Raw genomic sequence first — 23,165 nt, forward strand, 5'->3', positions numbered from 1 at the left:
CCTTTCGGCACGGTCGGCGCAGGAGTTTCTTCCTATAATAAGCAGGTGAGAAAGCAAACTGTGAAAATATATAAGAAACAGGGAAGAAATACGGCTGTATCCGTAAAAATGGCCGAGAAAAACCACATATAACAATTTTGCATGGTAAAGTAGTAACAAGAAAGAACTTTAAAATTCCATAATTTGGGGAAGTATTGACAGTTGTGTCTGCATTAGAGTATACTTAATACAATACATTTTGTTACTTTGGGACTGTAAATTGAGAATATGAGGGATAAATTGTGGCGAACATCAGTGTACATCTTTTGGGAAGACCTTATGTTGAGGTGGACGGAGAGCGTGTGAATTTTCCATACAAGAAAGCAGAGGGATTTTTCTATTATCTCTGTGTGAAGAAGACAGCTACAAGGGAAGAAATCATATACGTGCTCTGGGGGGCAGACAATGAAAATGTGGGAAGAAAGAACCTGAGGGAAGCAGTCTACCAGATCAAAAAGCTGCTTGGCAAGGAAATCCTGGTGACAGCAGGCCATACCAGCATCTCTCTGAATCCGGAGTGTATGCCGGATATTGACTGGGACCATATCAGTGAAGAGAATATTCTGGAGAACGAGGAAGAAGGATTTCTCTCCCATTTTATGATAAAGAACAGTTATGAATATGAAGAGTGGATCACCTCCATGCAGGAGCAGTATAACCAGGCATTTATCAAATGTGCCAGGGAAAAGCTGTACGACGCGGATGCCACAAAGGATGTGGATCTGATTCAGAAATACAGCAACATTCTGTTAAAGCATGATCCCTATAATGAGAAGCTCTACTATGAGATCATGGATATCTATGCGGTGAATGGAAACTATAATATGGCGATCAAGCTGTATTACGATTTGGAGAAGGTTCTGGCAGATGAGCTGGGCGTGGAGCCATCCCCGGAGATCAAGGAACTGTTTCACCGTATTTTCAATGTTAAGGGAAACACCACGGCGGAGTCTGCTGCCTGGAACGCGCCGTTTTTGGGCCGTACCGCTGAAATATACCAGGTCAGTGAGTGTATTGTGGGAACCGGCAAGAGCCGCCATCCCCAATGTGTGGCCATCAGCGGGGAGGACGGAGTAGGCAAATCAGCGCTTCTGGACAAGGCAAAACAGATGGTGCGGGGCTATCAGATGATTCCATTGTATGCTGCCTGCTACCGGGAGGAGTCGGAATTTTTCCTGCGTCCCTGGAATGACATATTCTGGGAGGTGGAGCAGTGTGTGGAGAACGGACTGCTGGAGCGCTCCATCACAGAGGAGGAGCAGGCACAGCTTGACCGTTTCTTTAAGGGAAGCATCCTGGGGGATGAGAAGCCGCTGGGCAGGCTGACATATCAGCTTATGGAAAAAGCCATCCTGGACATGTTCCGCAAAATCGTGGAAAAGCACAAGGTAGTGCTGTTCTTTGACGATATCCAGTGGATGAATGCCATGAGCTTCCAGCTTCTGAACAGGATTCTTTTGACGCTGGGCACAGAGAGGATCCTTCTCATGTGTACTTATAACCAGAACAATGATGTGGAGGTTATGGAATCCCTGGAGAAACTCATGAAGAAAGATTATCTCCATGTTATTTCTCTGAATCCCTTTACGGAGGAGGAGACCATGGAGCTGCTCCACAAATATCTGCCGGAGCTTAACGGGGATGAGCAGAAGCTCAGGAGTATATTCCAGATGACTGACGGAAATGCATTTTTCCTGATGGAGCTGGTGAATCTGATAAAGGAAAAGGGATATACCCTGGAAAAATCCCAGAAGACCAACAATGTGATCAAAGCAAGGCTTGCAGGCCTGCCGGAGACGGAAAATGAAGTGCTGGACTGCATGAGCATGTTTCCTGAGAAGATCAGCATTGAGGAGATAGAGCTGCTGCTTCCGAAGATGGACAGGCTGACCCTGGTCCGTATTCTTGAAAAGCTGCAGGAGCGTCATCTGATCAAGGAAATACTTGTCGGCTGGAATGTGTACTATAAATTTGAGCATCAGGTCTTCCGCCAGTTCATATACGAGCGCCAGAGTGAGGGAAAGAAGCGCATGTACCATCAGATGCTGGCAGAGTATTATGAGTCAAAGGCTGAGGGAAAGAAAAATTTTGGGTATCTTCCAATGACGATTCACCACTATGAGAAGTGCCATAACATGGTGAAAGCGTATCAATATAAGATTAAATATCTGAAAGAGTATTATACGATTGTCAATGAGAACTTTCCTGTACTTCATTGGGAGATGGAATATGGCGACGACAATTACGGAGTAACCTTTGAGGCCAATGAACTTCTTGAATTAGCTCAGAAGGTGATCCAGTTTGACGAGGATTCTCATCAGCTGCAGGAAATGAAAAAGGAAATGTACTATGTCAAGGGCCGTTTTGACATCGCTGTGGGAGATTACGCATCCGGTATCCGCAATATTGAGGAGAGCATGAAGCTGGCTGAGATGCTGGAGGATAAGAAATCTCTCCTGAATAATTTCAAGCAGATGATTTTCTACGGGATTCAAGTGGAAGACCTGGAGCTGGTGAAAAAATATGTGGACGAGGGCCTGTCCCTGATCAATGTGCAGGAACCGGACGAGAGAGGGGCTTTCATGAGGCTGAGAGGCTGGTATCTGCTCCATGAGGGCAGATATGAGGAGGCCCGCCAGACGCTCACAGAGGCCCGCCAGATATTTGAGGATTACAGCGGAAGAGATTCCCGCTATATTATGAGCATTGCGGCGTGTTATAATTATATCGGGGATGCCTGCCGTGCCACCGGTGATTACCAGTCAGCACTTTCCTACTATAAAATAGCCATCGAAAAGGGAACCGGCAAGGTGGTGACCAACGGACTTGGACAGTTCTATTCCAACGCGGGGCAGATCTATTACCTTCTCGGAAAGATCAAACTGGCCCAGGAGTATTTGGAACAGGCAGTGGCATGTTTTGAACGCCATGGATATTACTGGGGACTGGAACGTGCGGAAGCGTACATGGCTTTAGTCCTTTTGGAAAAGGGAGAGGCAGAGGAAGCCAGAAAGCATTATAAAAAGGGCGTACAGCTCTCAGAAAAAATGAATAATCCGACCACTGTGAAGGTTTTAAAGGAGATCAAGAATAAGGCGGGATTCTGAGAAAAGGTTCCCGCCTTAAAAAAATATTTTAATTTAGCCTGATAACACGAAAAAATATTGTTCGCCAATGACGGAACAATGACCGTGATACGAGGAATTTGACGATGAAAGATAATTGTCAGACAATTGTGTTTGTGGATTTTGACATTTATTGACGCTTTTTTGACACGGAGGTGTGTATAATTGCACTATAAAATATAAGGAAAAGAGGGTGCGATATGAGCAATATTGTAATTACTGGTAAAGACCTCACACTGGAACAGATTGCTTTAATTTGTCGTGAGAATGTAAAAATCGAGTTAGCCGAGGAGGCAAAACAGAACATTATCGAATCAAGAAAAGTGGTTGATGACCTTGTTGCGGAAGAGAAGGTCGTTTATGGAATCACAACAGGATTTGGTAAATTCAGCGACGTTGTAATTTCTCAGGACCAGTGCAAGGCTCTTCAGAAAAACCTGATCATCACTCATGCGGTAGGTGCTGGTGATCCGTTCCCCATTGATGTTGCAAGAGGTGTTATGCTGCTTAGGATCAACAACCTGGTAAAAGGATTTTCAGGCATTCGTCTGGAGACTGTTCAGACCATGATCGATATGCTGAATAAAGGTGTAACTGCGTTTATCCCGGAGAAAGGTTCCCTTGGAGCATCCGGAGACCTGGCACCGTTATCCCATATGGTTCTGCCGATGCTGGGCCTTGGTATGGCTTATTATGAAGGAGAACTCCTTCCGGGCGCAGAGGCTATGAAGCGTGCGGGAATTCCTACAATTGAACTGTCCGCAAAAGAAGGACTGGCTCTGAACAACGGAACACAGGCAATGACAAGCGCCGGCTCCCTGGCACTGTACGATGCGCTGCAGCTTCTGAAGGTTGCAGATATCGCTGACTCTCTGTGCTTTGAGGCGCAGAACGGTGTCGTGAGTGCGCTGGATCACCGTCTGCATGACGTGCGTCCTCATTCAGGACAGCTTGCAACAGCCAGAAACCTGTTAAGACTTCTGGAAGGCAGCAAGAACACTACGGTTCAGGGTGAAATCCGTGTACAGGATGCATATTCCCTGCGCTGTTCACCGCAGATTCACGGCGCCAGCAAGGATGCAGTGAATTATGTACTGGATCATGTAAATATTGAAATTAACTCTGTAACAGACAACCCGATCATCTTCAAAGAAGATAAGAATGGTATCTCCGGCGGCAACTTCCATGGACAGCCTATGGCACTGAGCTTTGACTTCCTGGGAATCGCAGTTTCCGAGCTGGCTAACGTATCTGAGAGACGTATTGAGCGTCTGGTCAACCCGGCATACAGTGACCTGCCTGCATTCCTGACACCGCACGGCGGCGTTTGCTCCGGATTCATGATCGTTCAGTATTCCGCAGCAGCATTAGTATCTGAGAACAAAGTTCTTGCACATCCGGCTTCTGTTGACAGTATCCCGTCATCCGCCGGTCAGGAAGACCACGTATCCATGGGTACCATCGCTGCCAGAAAAGCAGGAGAGATCGCTAAGAACGTAAGACGTGTTCTGGCTATGGAACTTATGGTTGCATGCCAGGGTATCGATATGCGCGGCAATAAAGGCCTGGGCAAAGGAACACAGGCTGCTTATGACTTAGTCCGCAAAGCAGTAGCCACATTAGATGAGGACCGCGAATTATACGGTGATATCAACTATTGTGAAGAAATTATTAAGGATGGCTCTCTCGTCAAAGCGGTAGAGGAGGCCCTTGGCGGAGCTATAGAAACAAAATAAATTCTTAAACTGTCCTGCAAAAAATAATTTGAGAAAAGAGGGGTAAGTCTTAATGGGAAAGAACGAAAAGAAAGAACGTACAGTTCGTCTTCCGAATTTTTTTGAAGCTATTATTCCAATTGTTGTCATGATGGCACTGATGCTTTATGGCTTCGTAGGAGGAAGCGGATACAGTGATGCCCACATGCCGTTATTGGTATCTATCGTAGTGGCCTGTATCATCGGCTGTCTCTGCGGACACAGCTTCTCCGACATGCTGGCTGGTATGTTGGACAGGCTGAATGCTACAATGGAAGCGATACTGATTCTTTGTACAGTCGGTATCCTCGTGGCATCTTTCATTATGTCCGGTACAATTCCGGCCCTGATCTATTACGGCCTGGATTTACTGACACCTAAGCTTTTCCTGCCAATCGGCTGTATTATGTGTGCGGTTGTTGGTCTGGCATGCGGTTCTTCCTGGACTGCTACTGCTACCATTGGTATCGCCTTTTTAGGTATCGGTGCCGGCCTGGGAATCAATCCTGCTATCACTGCAGGTATGATCATCTCCGGCGCTTATGTTGGTGATAAATTCTCACCGCTTTCCGATACTACAAACCTGGCGGCAGCAGTTTCCGAAACCGGCTTGTTTGACCACGTTACGGCAATGGTTTCCACCACAGGCCCAACGTTTGTGATTGCTTTGATCTTATACACGATCATGGGTCTGAATATTGATACATCAGGATTTGACGCCTCTGTGGCAACAGATTTACAGGCAGCTCTGGCAGAAGGCTTTAACTTAAGCCCGATTCTGCTGCTTCCGATCGTTGTTATCGTGGTGGTTTGTATTATGAAAGTACCGGGACTTGTCGGTATTTCAATCTCTGTGGGATGCGGCGTTCTCTTTGCCGCTGTTTTCCAGGGTATGCACAGCTTAGGAGAATTGTTCGACGTTCTGCATTATGGTACAACATTTGAATCCACTAATGATTTAGCAAATGACCTGCTGAGCCGAGGCGGTATGGACCACCAGATGTGGACCATTAACCTGATTCTGCTGGCAGTTGCCTACGGCGGTGCGCTGGAGCGCTGCGGATGTGTAGATACACTGTTCGGAGGCCTGAAGAAGAGACTCCACTCTGTGGGAAGTCTGATTCTGGCAACACTTCTGACATCCTTATTCTGCGATGCTACCATGTGTGACCAGTTCCTGGGAATTGGTGTACCGGCTCCGCTGTATGTTGACAAATATGACGAGATGGGTCTGGGACGTAATATGCTGTCCAGGACTTTGGAGGACTGCGGTACTCTGTGGGCAGTTATGTTCCCGTGGACGGGCTGCGGCGCTTACCAGATGGGTGTTCTGGGAGTGCATCCGTTCGTATACTTCCCATTTGCGTTCGTTAACCTGCTGAACCCGATCCTGGCTGCAATCCTTGCGTTCCTGGGTCGTAACATCTTCTGGGCTGACGGTGCTTATACGAATATTTTCGGCAAAACGACAATGCGTAAACCGGCCGCTGCTCCTGCAGACAAGCACGAGCTTGCAGTGAAGAATCTGGAAGCTATGCGCGCAGCCGGCAGGGCACCCAAAGCACAGGCATAAATTATCCGTTGTTGACTGAAAGGAGTATCATTTTGAGTGTTGAGCATCTTCCCTGGGACTCTTTAGAAGGACCGATTTATCATGCAAGGGAACTGAAACCCCGTAAGCAGTGGGTAACATACGGCTGCTGGATCTTGTCCGCAGCTCTGATCATTGGAGGTATTGTGACGCCTTACCGCGTAGCCGCCGTATTTGGTGTGCTGTACATACTGACGCTGTTGATGAAAAAGGATACAGTTATTACCGAGAGGGGACTGGAGATTTTTTATCAGATGAGGATTACCACACATTATGACTTCTGGAGCTGGAAGGAGATTGTTTCCGTGATTCGGGAAGACAGAAAGCATCCGGAACTGGTGGCGCTCCATTTTGGCAGGGGCAACAGAAGTAAACGCCTGTTTTTCACAAAGGCGGATGCGAAACAGATAATGGTGCTTGCAAGAAAGAAAAACTCCAGAGCCGTGGTGTCAGATGCTGATCCGCGGCAGATGGCCGGATACAAAAAGAAGAAGTAGGTAATTTGTGAATATGTCCAGGAAATCTGTTTTATCAACAGGTCTCCGAATTATAGGGAAGGGAAAGTAAACTCCTCTTACTTTCCCCGGACGAGAGGCTGCGCACTTATGAATAACGTAAGTGTGCAGTCTTTTTAAAAGAGATTTTTAACAAATTTTTTAAATTGGACAAAAAAAGACTAGATTTATAGGAGAATATGTGATAGAATCAGTGTAATTCAGGTGATAACTGGAGAAGCTATATACAGGAGGTATAAAATATTATGAAAAAATATGTATGCGAACCATGCGGATATGAATATGACCCTGAGGTAGGAGATCCGGAAAACGGAATTGCTCCGGGAACCTCATTTGATGACCTTCCGGAAGACTGGGTATGCCCAATCTGCGGTATGGGAAAAGATGTATTTATTGAGGCTTAATAAAAAAGGCTGCCGCGTATAACGGCAGCTTTTTTGCGGACTTAACTGTCCACCAGTTTTCCGCCGGGCAGCTTCCGGATCTCCTCCGCATCATTGTAGCTGCTCACGATCTCTTTCAGCCGGAGAATGGAGTCTGTCAGGTATTTGTCCTTGTGGTAGACAAAGGAGAAGTGCCGGTTCCATTCCTTGTGAGGACCTGTGAATACATACATCTCACCGTTCTGGATCTCCTTTTCCAGAAGGCGGATGGAGATGACTGCCATACAGTTGTTGATCTGTATGGCATTTTTTATGGAATCAGGGGTGCTCTCCTCAAATACGGTATGGATGTCAAGGCCATGGCGCACAATGAAATTCTCAAACAGTTCCCTGGTACCGCTGCCGGGTTCTCTTTTTACAAAGTCATGTCCGTTCAGTTCATTGATGAATAAAGTGTGGCGGCCGAAAAAGAGGTGGTTCTGTCCGCATACCAGCACAAGCATGTCGTCAATGAGGGGAATGGATACCAGATCCCGGCTCTTGACACGGCCTTCCACGATACCCACATCCAGCTCCATATTCAGAAGTTTTTGTTCTATGATCTGGGTATTGTTCATATAAGAATAGATATCAAGGTCGGGCTGCTCTGCGCGCAGGTCCCGCACCACCCTGGAGAGGATTCCGCTGCCAAGGGTAATCGTGCCGCCGATACGGAGCTTCTCCCGGCGGTTTTCCTTTTGCATGCTCTCTTCCAGGCTTTCAAACTGGGTGACGAGCTGTTTGGCAGTGACATAGAGCTTTTTTCCATCCTCTGTGATGTAGAGCTTTTTTGACAGGCGCTCAAAGAGCAGTGTCTGGTAGTGCTCCTCCAGTTCCCGGATCGCCTGGCTGACGGAGGGCTGGGTGATGAAGAGCTGTTCCGCTGCCAGGCTCATTTTACCGGATTCTGCCACGGCCAGAAATATTTTCAGATGTCTGATGGTCATAAGACGTCTCCTTTATCATAGGTAAATCCTATTAATTATATAAAATTATATTACTTTTCTTATACATGTGCAAGTGTTATACTAATCATAAACCAAAGAGAGCAAGTTGTAACTGTTCAAATCAGGTCTGTGTATTGACTGCGTTGACCGTGCATAAGAGTAGTTACGCAAATTTGAGAAAAGAAGGTATGGGCTATGAAAGTATTGGTTATCGGCGGCGTGGCCGCAGGCACAAAGGTTGCGGCAAAATTAAAAAGAGAGAGCAGAGAGACAGAGGTATTGATTCTTACCAAGAGTGAGGATATTTCTTATGCGGGCTGCGGACTTCCTTATTATGTAGGTGATGTGATTCATGAGAGAAGCCAGTTGATCGTCAACACACCTGAGAAATTTGCAAAACTGACCGGAGCGGAAGTTGAGACAGGTATTGAGGTGACGGGTCTTGACCGTGAAGGCAGAAAAGTGACTGCCAAAGACCTGAAATCAGGTGAGACAAAAGAATATACATATGATAAACTGGTAATAGCAACCGGTGCGTCTCCAGTTGTACCGCCCCTTCCGGGACTTGATATGAAGAATGTATTTATGATGAGAACACCTGATGACGCGGAGGCCCTCAGAAAAGCAGCGGAATCCGGCACGATCAAGCGTGCAGTGATCGCGGGCGGTGGATTTATCGGTCTGGAAGTTGCGGAGAATCTTCAGAGCCGCGGCATCCGCACCACAGTTCTGGATATGCTCCCGCACATTATGCCGGGATTTGATCCGGAGATGGCAGAGTTTGTGGAGGACCATCTGGCAGACCAGGGAATCATGACACTTCTGGATACGAAGCTGGAAGGTGTGGAAGGTGACGGGACTGTTGAGAAGGTTAAGACATCCAGAAGAGCGATCAAGGCAGATGCCCTGGTACTCTCCCTTGGTATCCGTGCAAATACAGCATTCCTGGCAGATACGGGAATTGAGCTTGCGCCAAACAGAACGGTTCTGGTAGATGACCATATGAGAACCAATGACGAGAATATTTATGCTCTTGGTGACTGCTCCATGATCACCAACCGTATGACACATGCAAGAGCATGGTCACCCATGGGTTCCTCTGCAAACATTGAAGGCAGGATCGCAGCACAGAATATTGCCGGCGCTGATGTTTCCTATCCGGGCGTTCTGGGAACAGGCGTGGTAAAACTGCCGGGACTGAACGCAGGCCGTACAGGACTTACAGAGCAGGTGGCTAAGGAAGCGGGACATGACGTGGTTTCCGTTGTGGCTGTTGTAGATGACAAGGCACATTATTATCCGGGTGCAGACTCCTTCCTGGTCAAGATGATCGCAGATAAAACGACCGGTGAATTCCTGGGAATCCAGGTATTGGGAAAGGGCGCTGTGGATAAGATGGTGGATATCGCTGTAGTGGCACTGAGCATGAAGGCCACTGTACAGCAGCTGGAGCATCTGGATTTTGCGTATGCGCCGCCGTTCTCAACAGCGATCCACCCCTTTGCGCACTGCATCAATATCCTTCTGAACAAAATGTCCGGTTCTTTAGATACCTTTACGCCGGTTGAGTTCGCAGAAGGCAAGGCAGAGGGCTACAAAGTGATTGACGCATCCCTGAAACCGACTCTGGAAGGTGTGGAATTTATGAATCTGGAGGAGATTGACGGTGAAGTGGAAGGTCATCCGAAGGATGAGAAGATGCTTCTTGTATGCGCAAAAGGTAAGAGGGCATATATGCTGCAGAACCGTCTGAGATATTACGGATACACCAATACCAAGGTTCTGGAGGGCGGAAGCACATTCAATGGAGAAGATCTGACAGAAGACTGAAGAATGATGTAAAACATAACAGCAGGAACGCACAAGACAGGCAAGACCAGAAAAGATAAAAAGTTGGAGGAAAGTAGAAATGGCAACATTAACAGTGAGCAAAGAAGATGAGAAAAGAGTAAAGGCCCTGGGCTTTTTGAACAACAAGGGAACGGATAATTTTTCCGCCAGGATCATAACCAAGAACGGAAAAATTACAGCAGAACAGCAGATATGTATTGGTGAGGCAGCAAAACTGTTCGGCAACGGCGGGGTGACATACACCACACGTCTTACCGTGGAAGTTCAGGGAGTCCCATATGAGAAAATTGATGAATTTCGTGCCTATATCCAGAAATGCGGGCTGGACACAGGCGGTACCGGTTCTAAAGTGCGCCCTGTAGTATCCTGTAAAGGAACCACCTGCCAGTATGGCCTTCTGGATTCCTTTGGACTTTCCGAAGAGATCCATGATGAGTTTTATGTAAACTGGCATGATGTAAAACTGCCTCACAAATTTAAAATCGCAGTGGGCGGATGTCCAAACAACTGTGTGAAACCGAACCTGAATGATCTGGGTATTGTCGGTCAGCTCATTCCAAACTTTGATCAGGATATGTGCAGCGGATGTAAGAAGTGCAGCGTTGTGAAAATCTGTCCCATTGATGCTGTGAAGCTTGTGGACGGGGTCATGGAGCTTGACCGGGAAAAATGTATAAACTGCGGACGTTGTATCGGCACCTGTCATTTTGACGCCATTGAGGACGGCACCTACGGATATAAGATCTATCTGGGCGGAAGATGGGGAAAGAAGATCGCCATCGGAAAGCCTATGAGCAAGATCTTTACAACCAAGGAAGAGCTTATGAGTGTAATTGAGAAAACCCTTCTTCTGTACAGGGAACAGGGAAAGACAGGAGAACGTTTCTCTGATACGATTGAGCGTCTTGGATTTGAGAATGTGGAGGCACAGCTTCTTTCCGATGAGATTCTGGAGAGGAAAGAGGAAATCCTGTCTGCCAAACTGCACGAGGTGGGCGGAGCTACCTGCTAAGATGCCTTACCGGCTGCATAATGACAGCTATGAAAAATGTCTTTCTGCATTGACAAAAGAATTATGGATTGCTATGATTAATAGCAAAGAAACGAAGAGGGTATCTTTTACAGACACCCTCTTTTTTCTCTGCGGGCAGGTGCGGGAATGCGCTGCCCGGGGAAAAGAAAATGAAGACACAGGATACAGAGCAAAGGAGGCAGCAGCGATGAAATTTACAAAGATGCAGGGAATCGGCAATGATTATGTGTATGTGAATTGTTTTCAGGAGACAGTGGAAAATCCGTCGGAAGCGGCAAAGAAGGTCAGTGACCGGCATTTCGGCATTGGATCTGACGGGCTGATCCTGATCAAACCCTCAGAGAAAGCGGATTTTGAGATGGAAATGTACAATGCGGACGGCAGCCAGGGCGCCATGTGCGGCAACGGCATCCGCTGTGTGGCAAAATATGTGTATGATTACGGCCTCACAGACAAGACAAGGATCAGTGTGGATACGAAAAGCGGCATCAAGTACCTGGATCTGACTGTGAAAAACGGCAGAGTGGCTCTGGTGAAAGTGAATATGGGAAAGCCGGAATTCCATACGGAGAACATTCCCATGAAGCACAGAAAAGAAAAGGTCATCCGTGAGCCGTTGGCTGTGAAGCAGCAGGTCTATGAGGTGACTGCAGTATCCATGGGAAACCCCCATGCGGTGGTGTTCATGGAGGATGTGAAAGGACTGGATATTAAGGAGATTGGTCCTTATTTTGAGAAACACGAGGCATTTCCGGAGGGTGTCAACACAGAATTTGTCCGTGTTTTAGATGAGAAGACTGTGGAGATGCGGGTCTGGGAAAGAGGCAGCGGGGAGACCCTGGCCTGCGGGACAGGAGCCTGTGCTGTGGCGGCAGCCTGCGTGATGAACGGATATACAGAGGAGGAGGTAACGGTAAAACTGCTGGGCGGTGACCTGAAGATTTTCTGGGACAGAAAAGAGGACACCATCTACATGACAGGTCCTGCGGAAGTGGTTTTTGACGGTACGATCGAACTATGAGATTTCGTATGACAACAGAGGACAAGCGCTTCTACGGAAATGTGATGCGGCTTGTCATGCCTATGGCACTTCAGAACCTGATCAACGTGGGGGTTACCTCCACGGACGTGATTATGCTGGGAAGAGTGGGAGAGACAGCGCTTTCCGGCGTTTCCCTGGCGAACCAGGTATATTTTATCCTGTCCCTGATCTTCTTCGGACTGACCTCAGGGGCCTGTGTGCTGACTGCCCAGTATTGGGGAAAGCAGGATACCCGGACCATTGAGAAGGTCATGGGCATGTCCTTCCGCATAGCGATCCTGTCCGCTGCGGTATTCACGGCGCTGGCGCTGTGCGTGCCGGATCTGCTGATGCGGATCTTCACCTCAGACGAGGCGATCATTGCGGAGGGTGTGAGCTATCTTCGGATCGTGGCGTTTTCCTACATACTTGCAGCGTTTACCAATGTATATCTGAATATTATCAGGAGTATTGAGCGTGTAGTGATCGCGACGGTGGTGTATGCCACATCCCTGTCCGTCAATATTATCCTCAATGCGGTTTTTATTTTCGGTCTTCTGGGCGCTCCCGCCCTGGGGGCTGCAGGTGCGGCTATCGGCACGCTGTGCGCGAGAGCTGTTGAGGTCATTATTGTCGTATATTATGCCCGGAAGAAAAATGATGTAGTGCGCATCCGCATAAAGGATATGTTCAAAAGATACAAATGGCTGGAAAAAGACTTTTTCGTGTATGCCTTCCCTGTGCTTCTCAATGAGTTTGCCTGGGGCGCAGGCATGGCTGCCATCTCGTCCATTGTGGGGCATCTGGGCAGCGCGTCTGTGGCTGCTCATTCCGTGGCACAGGTGTGCAGACAGTTATCCATGGTCATTGCATTCGGTATCTCCAACGCCACTGCCATCATGATAGGCAAGGCGATCGGGGAGAAGAAAGAGGCGCTTGCCAGGGATTACGGCAGCCGGTTTGCAAAGCTTTCCCTTCTGTTCGGAGCAGCGGGCGGTATCCTGATCCTTGTGATCTCGCCCTTTGTGTGCAATATGCTGAAACTGACGCCTCTGGCGAAATCCTATCTCCAGGTCATGATGGTGATCATGTCCTACTATGTGGTGGGACAGTCCTTCAACTCCACTTTGGTGGTAGGCGTGTTCAGAGCCGGGGGAGACACTATGTTCGGGCTGTTCCTGGACGTGGGAATCATGTGGCTGTGCTCCATTTTCGCTGCGGCTGTGGCGGCCTTTGTGATACACGTACCCATGCCATGGGTTTACATAATCCTGTGCAGCGATGAGGTGATCAAAGTGCCGTTTTCCTGGAAGCGATATAAAAGTTATAAATGGCTGAATAATATTACGAGATAAAAAATATTGAAGCCTCAAGGCTTTCGTGGGGATATTGGATTAAATTCATCTGGATTTTGTGCAATATTCCCACTTCCCTTTCAGAAAGAAACATGATATACTTTGTGATACAAAATCTGGTAATAACAAAAGAATAAAATAATAAGTGACACAAGATGTAGTGCTGCAATGAGGTGAAGGCAATGATTTATGTAATTAAGAAAGATGGAACAAAAGAAGAATTTGACGTTCAGAAAATAGTCAGGGCAGTCAATAAATCCGCGGAAAGGATCATGTACAGCTTTACGGAGAAGGAGATTGACTTCCTGTGCAGATATGCCACAGACAAGGCGGAGTCCCTGGGGAAGAAAGAAATTACGATCCAGGAAATGCACAATATTGTGGAGGGGGCTTTGGAGCAGGTAAACCCTGCGGTTGCCAAGAGTTACCGGGATTACAGAAATTATAAGCATGATTTTATCCACATGATGGACGAGGTCTATACCAAGAGCCAGTCTATCCGCTATATCGGGGACAAGAGCAATGCAAACACAGACAGTGCGCTGGTTGCAACCAAGAGAAGCCTGATATTCAATGAACTGAACAAGGAGCTTTACCGGAAATTCTTTATGAACCGCAATGAGCTGCAGGCATGCAAGGACGGCTATATTTATATTCATGACCAGTCTGCAAGGCTGGATACCATGAACTGCTGTCTCTTTGACGTGGCAAATGTGTTAAAGGGCGGATTTGAGATGGGCAATGTCTGGTACAACGAGCCGAAGACACTGGACACTGCATTTGACGTTATGGGGGATATTATCCTGAGCACCGCTGCCCAGCAGTACGGCGGTTTCACGGTGCCGGAGGTGGATAAGATTCTGGCCCCTTATGCAGAGAAAAGCTACAGAAAATATAAAGAAGAATTTTTGAAATATGTGGACCCGGAGTGGGAGCATGCACAGGACAGGGCTGAAAAGTACGCGTATGACAAGGTACACCGCGATTTTGACCAGGGCTGGCAGGGGATTGAGTACAAGCTCAATACCGTCGGTTCCTCCAGAGGAGATTATCCTTTCGTGACTGTGACGCTGGGGCTTGGAACAGAACGTTTTGAGAAGATGTGCAGCATTTCCCTCCTCAATGTGCATAAAGAGGGGCAGGGAAAAGCGGGACACAAAAAGCCGGTACTGTTTCCGAAAATTGTCTTTCTCTATGATGAGGAAATTCACGGAGAGGGCGGCGTAAGCGAGGATGTGTTTGAGGCCGGCATTGCGTGTTCGGCAAAGACCATGTATCCGGACTGGCTGTCTATGAGCGGGGACGGCTATATTTCCAGTATGTACAAAAAGTATAAAAGGGTGATCAGCCCCATGGGATGCCGTGCCTTTTTAAGCCCCTGGTATGAGCGCGGCGGCATGACACCTGCGGATGACAAGGATGTGCCTGTATTCGTGGGAAGGTTCAATGTGGGTGCAGTCAGCCTGCATCTGCCCATGATCCTGGCAAAGGCAAGAGCGGAGAACCGTGATTTTTACGAGGTGCTTGATTTCTATCTGGAAATGATACGCCAGCTTCATATCAGAACCTATGACTATCTGGGAGAGATGAAGGCATCCACCAATCCCCTGGCCTACTGTGAAGGCGGCTTTTACGGCGGGAATCTGAAACCTTCAGACAAGATCAAACCGCTTCTGAAGCCCATGACAGCTTCCTTCGGCATCACGGCCCTTAACGAGCTGCAGGAGCTGTACAACGGAAAATCCATTCGGGAGGACGGGGCCTTCGCCCTGGAAGTGCTTCAGTATATCAACAGCAAAGTGACGCAGTTTAAGGAGGAGGACGGAAATCTGTATGCCATCTACGGTACCCCGGCAGAGAGTCTCTGCGGTCTGCAGGTGGAGCAGTTCAGGAAAATGTACGGTATCGTGGAGGGTGTATCCGACCGTCCCTATGTAAGCAACAGTTTCCACTGTCATGTGACGGAGGAAATGACCCCGATTGAGAAGCAGGACTGTGAGGGCCGTTTCTGGGAACTGTGCAACGGCGGCAAGATCCAGTATGTGCGTTATCCCATAGGGTATAATACGGATGCAATCCGTGCTTTGGTGAGAAGGGCAATGGCGCTGGGATATTATGAGGGTGTGAATCTCTCTCTGGCCTACTGTGATGACTGCGGACATGAAGAGCTGGAGATGGATGTCTGCCCGGTCTGCGGTTCCACCAACCTGACGAAGATAGACAGGATGAACGGGTATCTGTCATACAGCCGCGTACATGGCGATACCAGACTGAACACTGCCAAGATGGCGGAAATTGCGGAGCGTAAATCCATGTAATGATGGCTGCCCTTTTTGGGGCAGCCTTTTTGCGCGGAATTTTGAGGTTTTGTGACGTTTTTCCATTTCCTTTTTTTTAGAATTGTGGTACGATTAATTGGATTTCGTTTTGTGCGGAAAACGGGAAAAGAGTAAGACACAGGGGAGAGAAAGGACGGAAAAACTATGAACTCTTATACTTATTTACTGGACCTGGCGCTTATACTGCTGAGCACCAAGGTCTTCGGACTGCTTACCAGAAAAGTGAGGATGCCCCAGGTGGTGGGTGCGCTGCTTGCGGGACTGCTGCTGGGACCGGCCTGTTTCGGGATACTGAAGCAGACAGAGTTTATCCATGAGGTGTCGGAGATCGGCGTGATCGTGCTGATGTTCTGCGCAGGCCTGGAGACAGATATTGATGAACTGAAAAGGAGCGGCAAGGCATCCTTTGTCATTGCGCTGTTAGGTGTGCTGGTACCGCTTGCGGGAGGTCTTGGAGTGGCCTGGTTCTTCAACAGGCCGGGCATGATAGAATCCAATGCTTCGGCAAGTATCATGCTGCAGAATATTTTTATCGGTGTTATCCTTACCGCTACCAGTGTGAGTATCTCAGTGGAGACCCTGAAAGAGATGGGCAAGCTGAACACCAAGGCCGGAAATGCCATTCTGGGTGCAGCCATTATTGACGATGTGCTGGGGATTATCGCGCTGACAATCATCACAAGCCTGGCGGATTCCAGTGTAAATGTGGTGGTTGTGTTTGCGAAGATCGTGGGATTTTTCGTGTTCGTCGGTGTGGGAGGCTATCTGCTTCACGTTATTTTTAAAAAGTGGGTGAAGGGTTACGAGAGGGATCTGCAGCGGTTTGTCATTATCTCATTTGTGATCTGTCTGCTCTTTTCCTATTGTGCAGAGAAGTTCTTCGGAGTTGCGGACATTACAGGTGCATTTTTCGCAGGTCTGATCATTACCAAGACAACGCATACCAATTATATTGCAAGGCGGTTTGGGATTTTATCCTATATTCTGCTGTCTCCGGTATTCTTTGCCAGCATCGGTATTCAGGTGGAGCTTCCGGATATGAGTCCCATGATCCTTGTCTTTGCAGTGGTTCTGGTCATCGTGGCAGTGCTCACGAAGATCGTGGGATGCGGAATAGGAGCCAAAGTCTGTCACTATAAGAACAAGGACTGTATCCGCATCGGTATGGGCATGGTGTCCAGGGGTGAGGTGGCGCTGATCGTGGCAGCAAAGGGCAACGCTGTGGGTCTGATGTCCTCCTCTCTTCTGGGGCCGGTTGTTGTGGTGGTGGTCATCACAACCATCATTTCACCTATTTTACTTAAGCTGAGCTTCAGTGAGAAGAGCGGCAAGGTGGAATATGAGCAAAATGAATATGCAAGGCTTATGGAAGAGGCTGAGGCGGCCGGAAAAAGTGATGCATCCCGTTATGTGGGCGGAAAGCAGCAGGCAAAATAGAGACGGAAGGAAGTACGACAGATGAAGCTGAATCAGGCGGATATATTGCAGAATTACCGCATAACCAGCGTTCAGGAACAGGAAAAAATCCAGCGGCGCCTGGAGGCGCTGGGAATCCTGGAGGGCACAAAGGTAGTGGTTCTGAACCGAAAGCGTAACGGTTCCACTATTATCAAGGTGAGAGGGAGCAGATGGGCGCTTGGCAATGAGATCGCGGAAGGGATAGAAGTGGAGGAGCTGAAAGGATGAAAGAGGAGATTCGTGTAGGCTTTGCAGGAAATCCTAACTGCGGCAAGACCACTTTGTTCAATGCATATACAGGCGCCAACCTGAAGGTAGCCAACTGGCCGGGTGTTACGGTGGAGAAAAAGGAAGGGGAGACATCCTATAAGGGGCAGAAGATGAGGCTCATCGACCTGCCCGGAATCTACAGCCTTACCTCTTATTCCATGGAGGAGATGGTATCCAGAAAGGTCATTCTGGGCGGAGAGGTGGATGTGATCGTAAATGTTGTGGATGCCTCAGCCCTGGAGAGGAACCTGTACCTCACGCTGCAGCTTCTGGAGCTTGGCAAACCGGTGATCCTGGCTCTTAACATGATGGATATTGTGGAGGAGCGGGGGATGGAGCTGGATCTCCACAGGCTTCCCGAGATGCTGGGCAATATTCCTGTGGTTCCGGTATCCGCCAGGAAGAGAAGCGGCCTGGATGTACTTCTCCATGCAGTAAAGCATCATTATGAGGAGCAGGTGGCTGACCCGGTTGTCACCTATAAACCGAATATTGAAATGAAGATCCAGGAGGTTTCCAGGCGTATCGCAGTGGAACATCCGGACAGCGAGAACATCCGCTGGCACAGTATTAAGATATTGGAAAATGATGAGCAGATATTTAAGGACCATCCCATTGATGTGTCCGATCTGCTTGACAGGGATTATGAAAAGCAGATCATCAATCAGAAGTATGAGTATATTGAGACTGTTTTAGAGGAGTGTGTCTTCTATAAAGGCAACAGGGAGTCCCTGACAGAGAAGGCAGACAGGGTCCTGACCCATCCCCTATGGGGTGTTCCCGTCTTCCTGGGAATCATGGCCATGGTGTTTTTCCTCACGTTTACCGTAGGGGACATAGTCAAGGGGCTGTTTGAATCCTGGATGGACCTGGCGTTTACGGTGGCGAGGAGTACATTGGTGAATCTGGGAACCGCAGACTGGCTGGTCTCCCTGATCGTGGATGGTATCATGACGGGTGTGGGCGGAATCCTGACTTTCCTGCCGAACATTTTCATATTGTTTCTGGCTCTTGCTTTTCTGGAGGACAGTGGTTATATGGCCCGCGTGGCCTATGTTATGGACGGGATCATGGGTAAGGTGGGATTGTCCGGCAAGGCGTTTCTTCCCATGGTGCTGGGATTTGGATGTACGGTTCCCGCTGTCATGGCGTCACGCACATTGGAAAACCAGGAGGACAGGAAGAAGACCATTCTTCTGACGCCGTTTATGTCGTGTTCCGCCAGGCTTCCCATTTACGTTCTGTTTGCAGATATGTTTTTTGGAAAGCACGCCATGATGGCGGCATTTTCCCTCTACGCGCTGGGACTTCTCATGGCTATAGCCATAGCACTTGTCATAGGAAAGTTGTGGAAAAGCAGTGAGAAGGCAACCCTGCTCATTGAGCTGCCTGATTATAAGGTGCCAAATGCCAGGACCATCAGGATTTATGTGTGGGAAAAGGTAAAGGATTACCTGACGAAAGCAGGTACTACGATCTTTGTGGCCTCCATTGTCATCTGGTTTATTTTAAACTATGGTATCCATGGCATGACCGCGGATGTGACGCAGAGCTTCGGCGCCCAGATCGGCAAAGTGCTGGCGCCCCTTTTAGTGCCTGCAGGACTGGGAACATGGCAGATCGTGGTGGCCCTGATCTCCGGTCTGTCGGCCAAGGAAGTGGTAATATCCAGCTTCTCCGTGCTCTATGGAGTCAACAATGTAAACTCTGTACAGGGCATGGCTGTGCTCAGTGCATCCCTGGGGTCTGTGGGATTCGGAGCCCTGAACGCCTATTCTCTGATGGTATTCTGCCTGCTGTATACACCGTGTGTGGCAACACTGGCGACCATTAAGAGAGAGACGCGTTCCTGGGGATGGACGCTGAAGATGGTATTCTTCCAGCTTCTTCTGGCCTATGCCGCCTCTGTGGTGGTTTTCCAGGCAGGAAGGCTGCTGTCCTGAAGTTTCCTAATGACAACTTTGTAAAAATAATATATAGTAGGGGTGCGGTACCGGGCTTCGCAGGAGGCTTAAGTGTGCGGCACCTCTTTTGGAACAGGAGGAAATATGGCAGTGACAATAATACTCGCCGCTGCGGTGGCAGTCTATGCCGGGTTTGTGATCCGGAAAAAAGTCAAAGATATAAAAAACGGGAAATTCTGCGGCTGCGGCGGAAACTGCAGGGAGTGCGGCAGGGGCTGCGGCGGGCAGAAGAAGAACGGAGATGAGAAATGAAGATTTTATTGATGGCAGTCAATGCCAAATATATACATTCCAATCTGGCTGTGTACAGCCTGCAGTCCTATGCTGCCCGGCATGGTATCCGGGCGGAGATTGCGGAGTATACCATCAATCAGCAGAAGGATGAGATCCTGCGTGGCGTGTACAGGCAGAAGCCGGAGGTGCTGTGTGTCTCCTGCTATATCTGGAATATCTCCTTTGTGGAAGACATTATGGGAGACATCAGGAAAATACTTCCGGAGACAGATATCTGGGTGGGCGGGCCTGAGGTCTCCTACGACGCGGAGGCATTTTTAGAGCGCTGTCCCTGGGCCTGCGGTGTCATGTGCGGGGAAGGGGAGGAGACCTTTCTGGAACTGGCCTCTTACTACGAAAAGAGAACAGAGAAGGAAAGCAGCGGGCCTGCTGCCATCCGGGGGCTTGTCTGCAGACAGGAAGGGCAGATCGTGCGAACGCCTTCCAGACCCATTATGGATATGGACAGGCTGGTATTTCCCTATGGGGATATGGCTCTGTTCTCACACAAGATCATTTACTATGAGAGCAGCAGAGGGTGTCCCTTTTCCTGCAGCTACTGCCTGTCATCCATTGACAAGAAACTGCGGTTCAGAAGCCTGGACCTGGTACTTGATGAGCTGCAGTTTTTCCTGGATGAAAAGGTGCCGCAGGTGAAGTTCGTGGACCGGACATTTAACTGCAAAAAAGAGCATGCAATGGCAATCTGGACATATATCAGGGACCATGACAACGGCGTGACGAATTTTCATTTTGAGATCGCCGCCGATTTATTGACGGAGGAGGAGATCAGCCTGATCGCCTCCATGCGGCCGGGTCTGATTCAGTTGGAAATCGGAGTGCAGTCTACCAATGAGAGAACAATCAGGGAGATCAGGAGAAAAACCAGCTTTGACAAGATAGCGGAAACGGTCAGGAAGGTGCAGAAGGGCGGAAATGTACACCAGCATCTGGACCTGATTGCAGGTCTTCCCTATGAAGATTACGAGAGCTTCCGCCGTTCCTTTGGGCAGGTCTACAGCCTCAGACCCCAGCAGCTTCAGCTTGGATTCCTGAAGGTGCTGAAAGGGTCTTATATGCATGAGATGGCAGAGGCCTATGGATGTGTCTACCAGGAGGCAGAACCCTATGAGGTCCTTAAGACAAACTGGATTTCCTACGGGGATGTGCTGAGGCTGAAGGGTGTGGAAGAGATGGTGGAGGTCTATTACAACAGCGGTCAGTTTATCCGCACGGTAAAAGCCATGGAAGAACTGTTTCCGGACGCATTTTCCATGTATGAAGCGCTGGCAGATTTTTACGATGAGAAGGGATACCAGGGAATCTCTCATACACGGATACGGAGGTATGAAATCCTGCTGGAATATCTGGAGGAGAGGCAGCAGGCGGATATGGAGTATTTCCGGGAACTGATGCTGTTTGATCTGTATGCAAGGGAGAATTTGAAGACCAGGCCGTCCTGGGCCTGTGATATGGCACCATATAAGAAGCGGCTGCAGGCGTTTTACAGAGAAGAGGAAGAAAATCCCGTGCTGCTTGCTGACTACAAGGGTTATCAGGCCAGGCAGACTATGAAAATGACACATTTGGAAGTGTTTCACTATGATATACTGGGCGGTGAAAAGAAGAGAGGGGAATTCCCGGTACTTTTTGACTACCGGAGACGGAACCCGCTGACGTATGACGCCGCCATATGTGCTGTGAATCTGGAATCAGGAATTGACTGTCAGGGAGAAGATTATGACAAAAAGGACAAAAGAGATACTTGATAAACTGGATGAAATCTATACAACAGAATATAAATGTTATCTGAACCATGAAAATCCGGGCCAGCTTCTGATCGCCACCATGCTCAGTGCCCAGTGCACAGATGCCAGGGTGAATATAGTGACCAGGGATTTATTTGTAAAATACCCCAATATGCAGGCGTTTGCCGATGCGGATCTGAAGGAACTGGAGCAGGATATTAAGCCTACGGGATTCTATCACAACAAGGCAAAGAATATTATAGGATGTGCGCAGATGATCTGTGGAAAGTATGGGGGAGAAGTGCCCAGTGCGCTGGAGGATCTGGTACAGCTTCCGGGAGTGGGGCGCAAGACGGCCAATGTGATCCGGGGAAATATTTTCCACGAACCCAGCGTAGTGGTGGATACTCATGTAAAACGTATTTCCAAACGTCTGGGATTCACAAAAGAGGAAGACCCGGAGAAGATTGAGATGGAGCTTATGAAGGTTCTGCCAAAGGACCACTGGATTCTCTACAATATACAGATCATCACCTTCGGACGGCAGATATGCTTTGCCAGGAATCCAAAGTGTGAGGAATGCTTTCTGACAGATTACTGCAGGGAATACAGGGAGCGGCAAAAAAAGAAAAGGAAATAGACGATATGGATGCATATATAGCTCTGGATTTGGAGACCACAGGCCTGTCCCCAAAATCGGACAGAATACTGGAAATAGGTGCCGCCAGGGTGGTAAACGGAGTGGTTGTGGACAGTTACAGCACCCTCATTGATCCGGAAAGGGTGATTCCCGGGAAGATCACAGAGCTGACCGGAATCACGCAGGATATGGTAAAGGGCATGCCGAAGATAAAGGACGCGGTCCCGGGGCTTGTGGCATTCTGCGGGGAGCTGCCGCTTCTGGGCCATAATATCATGTTTGACTACAGCTTTATAAAACACAGCGCAGTCAATAACGGATTTACTTTTGAAAAAGAGGGAATTGATACTCTGAAGATTTCCAGGGCGCTGCTTGCAGATCTTCCGAGCCGCAGTCTCCAAAGCCTCCGGCTCCACTATGAAATACCACAGGAAAATGCCCACAGGGCTCTGGATGACGCGCTGACGGCACATCTTCTCTACCGGAGACTGAAAAGCGAATACGGTGAGGAGAATTCGGAGCTTTTTGCGCCGAAAATACTGAATTATAAGGTGAAAAAGCAGGGGCCGGCCACACCGGCACAAAAACGCCACTTGCAGGAATTAGTAAAATATCATAGAATAGAGCTTAGCACAGAAGTGGAGAGCCTGACTAAAAATGAAGCCTCCCGACTGATAGATACCATTTTAGGGTCTTATGGAAAGATTATGAGGTGATATGACAATGATGAATATGAACAATAATAAGGTAAAGCGCGTGGTAGCAGGCATTGTGGCGGGAATTCTGGTTCTGGCTATGGTACTTCCCATGGCATTGTCCT

Annotated in this window: 18 protein-coding genes; 17 read left to right on the top strand and 1 reads right to left on the bottom strand. The window is 48.5% G+C overall.

The annotated features are described in order from the left end of the window. Positions 1-281: 281 nt before the first annotated feature. From MUB35_RS02640 to rd, 5 genes are all read left to right on the top strand, one after another. A complete protein-coding gene (locus MUB35_RS02640) occupies positions 282-3,146 on the top strand; it encodes a tetratricopeptide repeat protein (RefSeq protein WP_244805727.1) in 2,865 nt (954 codons plus the stop codon). A gap of 218 nt (positions 3,147-3,364) precedes the next feature. Continuing rightward, positions 3,365-4,900 carry a histidine ammonia-lyase gene (gene hutH, locus MUB35_RS02645; protein ID WP_033143094.1) on the top strand — a complete coding sequence of 512 codons (1,536 nt, stop codon included), beginning with the start codon at positions 3,365-3,367 and terminating at the stop codon, positions 4,898-4,900. 52 nt (positions 4,901-4,952) lie between these two features. Next, positions 4,953-6,491 (top strand): Na+/H+ antiporter NhaC, encoded by a 1,539-nt coding sequence (gene nhaC, locus MUB35_RS02650; RefSeq protein ID WP_244805728.1) that lies wholly within the window; start codon positions 4,953-4,955, stop codon positions 6,489-6,491. Positions 6,492-6,523: 32 nt separating this feature from the next. After that, positions 6,524-7,006 (top strand): hypothetical protein, encoded by a 483-nt coding sequence (locus tag MUB35_RS02655; RefSeq protein ID WP_033143096.1) that lies wholly within the window; start codon positions 6,524-6,526, stop codon positions 7,004-7,006. 263 nt (positions 7,007-7,269) lie between these two features. After that, positions 7,270-7,428, top strand: coding sequence for a rubredoxin (rd, locus tag MUB35_RS02660; protein ID WP_148392389.1), 159 nt, complete (start codon positions 7,270-7,272; stop codon positions 7,426-7,428). Between the two features lie 41 nt (positions 7,429-7,469). On the opposite strand, the gene MUB35_RS02665 is transcribed toward rd, so the two are convergent. Beyond that, positions 7,470-8,393, bottom strand: a complete 924-nt coding sequence (locus MUB35_RS02665) for a LysR family transcriptional regulator (protein WP_244805729.1) — start codon at positions 8,391-8,393, stop codon at positions 7,470-7,472. Positions 8,394-8,588: 195 nt separating this feature from the next. Between MUB35_RS02665 and MUB35_RS02670 the strand changes: the two genes are divergently transcribed. The 12 genes from MUB35_RS02670 to MUB35_RS02725 all read left to right on the top strand — a co-directional run bounded on the left by MUB35_RS02670 (position 8,589) and on the right by MUB35_RS02725 (position 23,061). Continuing rightward, positions 8,589-10,223 (top strand): FAD-dependent oxidoreductase, encoded by a 1,635-nt coding sequence (locus MUB35_RS02670; protein ID WP_148392388.1) that lies wholly within the window; start codon positions 8,589-8,591, stop codon positions 10,221-10,223. Positions 10,224-10,302: 79 nt separating this feature from the next. Continuing rightward, positions 10,303-11,256, top strand: a complete 954-nt coding sequence (locus tag MUB35_RS02675; protein ID WP_033143100.1) for a 4Fe-4S binding protein — start codon at positions 10,303-10,305, stop codon at positions 11,254-11,256. A 208-nt stretch (positions 11,257-11,464) separates the two neighbouring features. Further along, positions 11,465-12,298, top strand: coding sequence for a diaminopimelate epimerase (gene dapF / locus MUB35_RS02680; protein WP_033143121.1), 834 nt, complete (start codon positions 11,465-11,467; stop codon positions 12,296-12,298). Then, positions 12,295-13,653, top strand: a complete 1,359-nt coding sequence (locus MUB35_RS02685; RefSeq protein WP_033143101.1) for an MATE family efflux transporter — start codon at positions 12,295-12,297, stop codon at positions 13,651-13,653. Before dapF ends, MUB35_RS02685 begins: the two co-directional genes overlap by 4 nt. A 182-nt stretch (positions 13,654-13,835) precedes the next feature. Continuing rightward, complete coding sequence (gene nrdD, locus MUB35_RS02690) at positions 13,836-15,971, top strand: anaerobic ribonucleoside-triphosphate reductase (protein WP_103731633.1); 2,136 nt, start codon at positions 13,836-13,838, stop codon at positions 15,969-15,971. 165 nt (positions 15,972-16,136) lie between these two features. Then, on the top strand, positions 16,137-17,429 hold the full coding sequence (locus MUB35_RS02695; RefSeq protein WP_227211836.1) for a cation:proton antiporter: 1,293 nt from the start codon (positions 16,137-16,139) through the stop codon (positions 17,427-17,429). A gap of 21 nt (positions 17,430-17,450) precedes the next feature. Beyond that, positions 17,451-17,678 (top strand): FeoA family protein, encoded by a 228-nt coding sequence (locus tag MUB35_RS02700; RefSeq protein ID WP_033143104.1) that lies wholly within the window; start codon positions 17,451-17,453, stop codon positions 17,676-17,678. Next, a complete protein-coding gene (gene feoB, locus MUB35_RS02705) occupies positions 17,675-19,663 on the top strand; it encodes a ferrous iron transport protein B (protein ID WP_103731632.1) in 1,989 nt (662 codons plus the stop codon). The genes MUB35_RS02700 and feoB overlap by 4 nt, the downstream gene beginning before the upstream one ends. Before the next feature lie 105 nt (positions 19,664-19,768). Beyond that, positions 19,769-19,936: a FeoB-associated Cys-rich membrane protein gene (locus tag MUB35_RS02710; protein WP_103731636.1), complete on the top strand. Its 168-nt coding sequence runs from the start codon at positions 19,769-19,771 to the stop codon at positions 19,934-19,936. Beyond that, positions 19,933-21,726 (top strand): B12-binding domain-containing radical SAM protein, encoded by a 1,794-nt coding sequence (locus MUB35_RS02715; protein WP_244805730.1) that lies wholly within the window; start codon positions 19,933-19,935, stop codon positions 21,724-21,726. The genes MUB35_RS02710 and MUB35_RS02715 overlap by 4 nt, the downstream gene beginning before the upstream one ends. Then, positions 21,698-22,345: an endonuclease III gene (gene nth / locus MUB35_RS02720; RefSeq protein ID WP_244805731.1), complete on the top strand. Its 648-nt coding sequence runs from the start codon at positions 21,698-21,700 to the stop codon at positions 22,343-22,345. Before MUB35_RS02715 ends, nth begins: the two co-directional genes overlap by 29 nt. A 5-nt stretch (positions 22,346-22,350) precedes the next feature. Beyond that, the gene (locus tag MUB35_RS02725) at positions 22,351-23,061 is read left to right on the top strand and encodes a 3'-5' exonuclease (RefSeq protein WP_244805732.1); all 711 of its coding nucleotides are present in this window, start codon (positions 22,351-22,353) and stop codon (positions 23,059-23,061) included. The last annotated feature ends 104 nt before the right edge of the window (positions 23,062-23,165 follow it).

Source organism: Blautia sp. NSJ-175, assembly GCF_022867815.1.
Lineage (GTDB): Bacteria > Bacillota > Clostridia > Lachnospirales > Lachnospiraceae > Blautia > Blautia celeris.

Bases quoted from the DNA above. Each gene is read 5' to 3' on its own strand.
- hutH (WP_033143094.1), top strand. From the start codon at position 3,365: ATGAGCAATATTGTAATTACTGGTAAAGACCTCACACTGGAACAGATT.
- nhaC (WP_244805728.1), top strand. From the start codon at position 4,953: ATGGGAAAGAACGAAAAGAAAGAACGTACAGTTCGTCTTCCGAATTTT.
- rd (WP_148392389.1), top strand. From the start codon at position 7,270: ATGAAAAAATATGTATGCGAACCATGCGGATATGAATATGACCCTGAG.
- MUB35_RS02665 (WP_244805729.1), bottom strand. From the start codon at position 8,393: ATGACCATCAGACATCTGAAAATATTTCTGGCCGTGGCAGAATCCGGT.
- MUB35_RS02670 (WP_148392388.1), top strand. From the start codon at position 8,589: ATGAAAGTATTGGTTATCGGCGGCGTGGCCGCAGGCACAAAGGTTGCG.
- MUB35_RS02675 (WP_033143100.1), top strand. From the start codon at position 10,303: ATGGCAACATTAACAGTGAGCAAAGAAGATGAGAAAAGAGTAAAGGCC.
- dapF (WP_033143121.1), top strand. From the start codon at position 11,465: ATGAAATTTACAAAGATGCAGGGAATCGGCAATGATTATGTGTATGTG.
- MUB35_RS02685 (WP_033143101.1), top strand. From the start codon at position 12,295: ATGAGATTTCGTATGACAACAGAGGACAAGCGCTTCTACGGAAATGTG.
- nrdD (WP_103731633.1), top strand. From the start codon at position 13,836: ATGATTTATGTAATTAAGAAAGATGGAACAAAAGAAGAATTTGACGTT.
- MUB35_RS02695 (WP_227211836.1), top strand. From the start codon at position 16,137: ATGAACTCTTATACTTATTTACTGGACCTGGCGCTTATACTGCTGAGC.
- MUB35_RS02700 (WP_033143104.1), top strand. From the start codon at position 17,451: ATGAAGCTGAATCAGGCGGATATATTGCAGAATTACCGCATAACCAGC.
- feoB (WP_103731632.1), top strand. From the start codon at position 17,675: ATGAAAGAGGAGATTCGTGTAGGCTTTGCAGGAAATCCTAACTGCGGC.
- MUB35_RS02710 (WP_103731636.1), top strand. From the start codon at position 19,769: ATGGCAGTGACAATAATACTCGCCGCTGCGGTGGCAGTCTATGCCGGG.
- MUB35_RS02715 (WP_244805730.1), top strand. From the start codon at position 19,933: ATGAAGATTTTATTGATGGCAGTCAATGCCAAATATATACATTCCAAT.
- nth (WP_244805731.1), top strand. From the start codon at position 21,698: ATGACAAAAAGGACAAAAGAGATACTTGATAAACTGGATGAAATCTAT.
- MUB35_RS02725 (WP_244805732.1), top strand. From the start codon at position 22,351: ATGGATGCATATATAGCTCTGGATTTGGAGACCACAGGCCTGTCCCCA.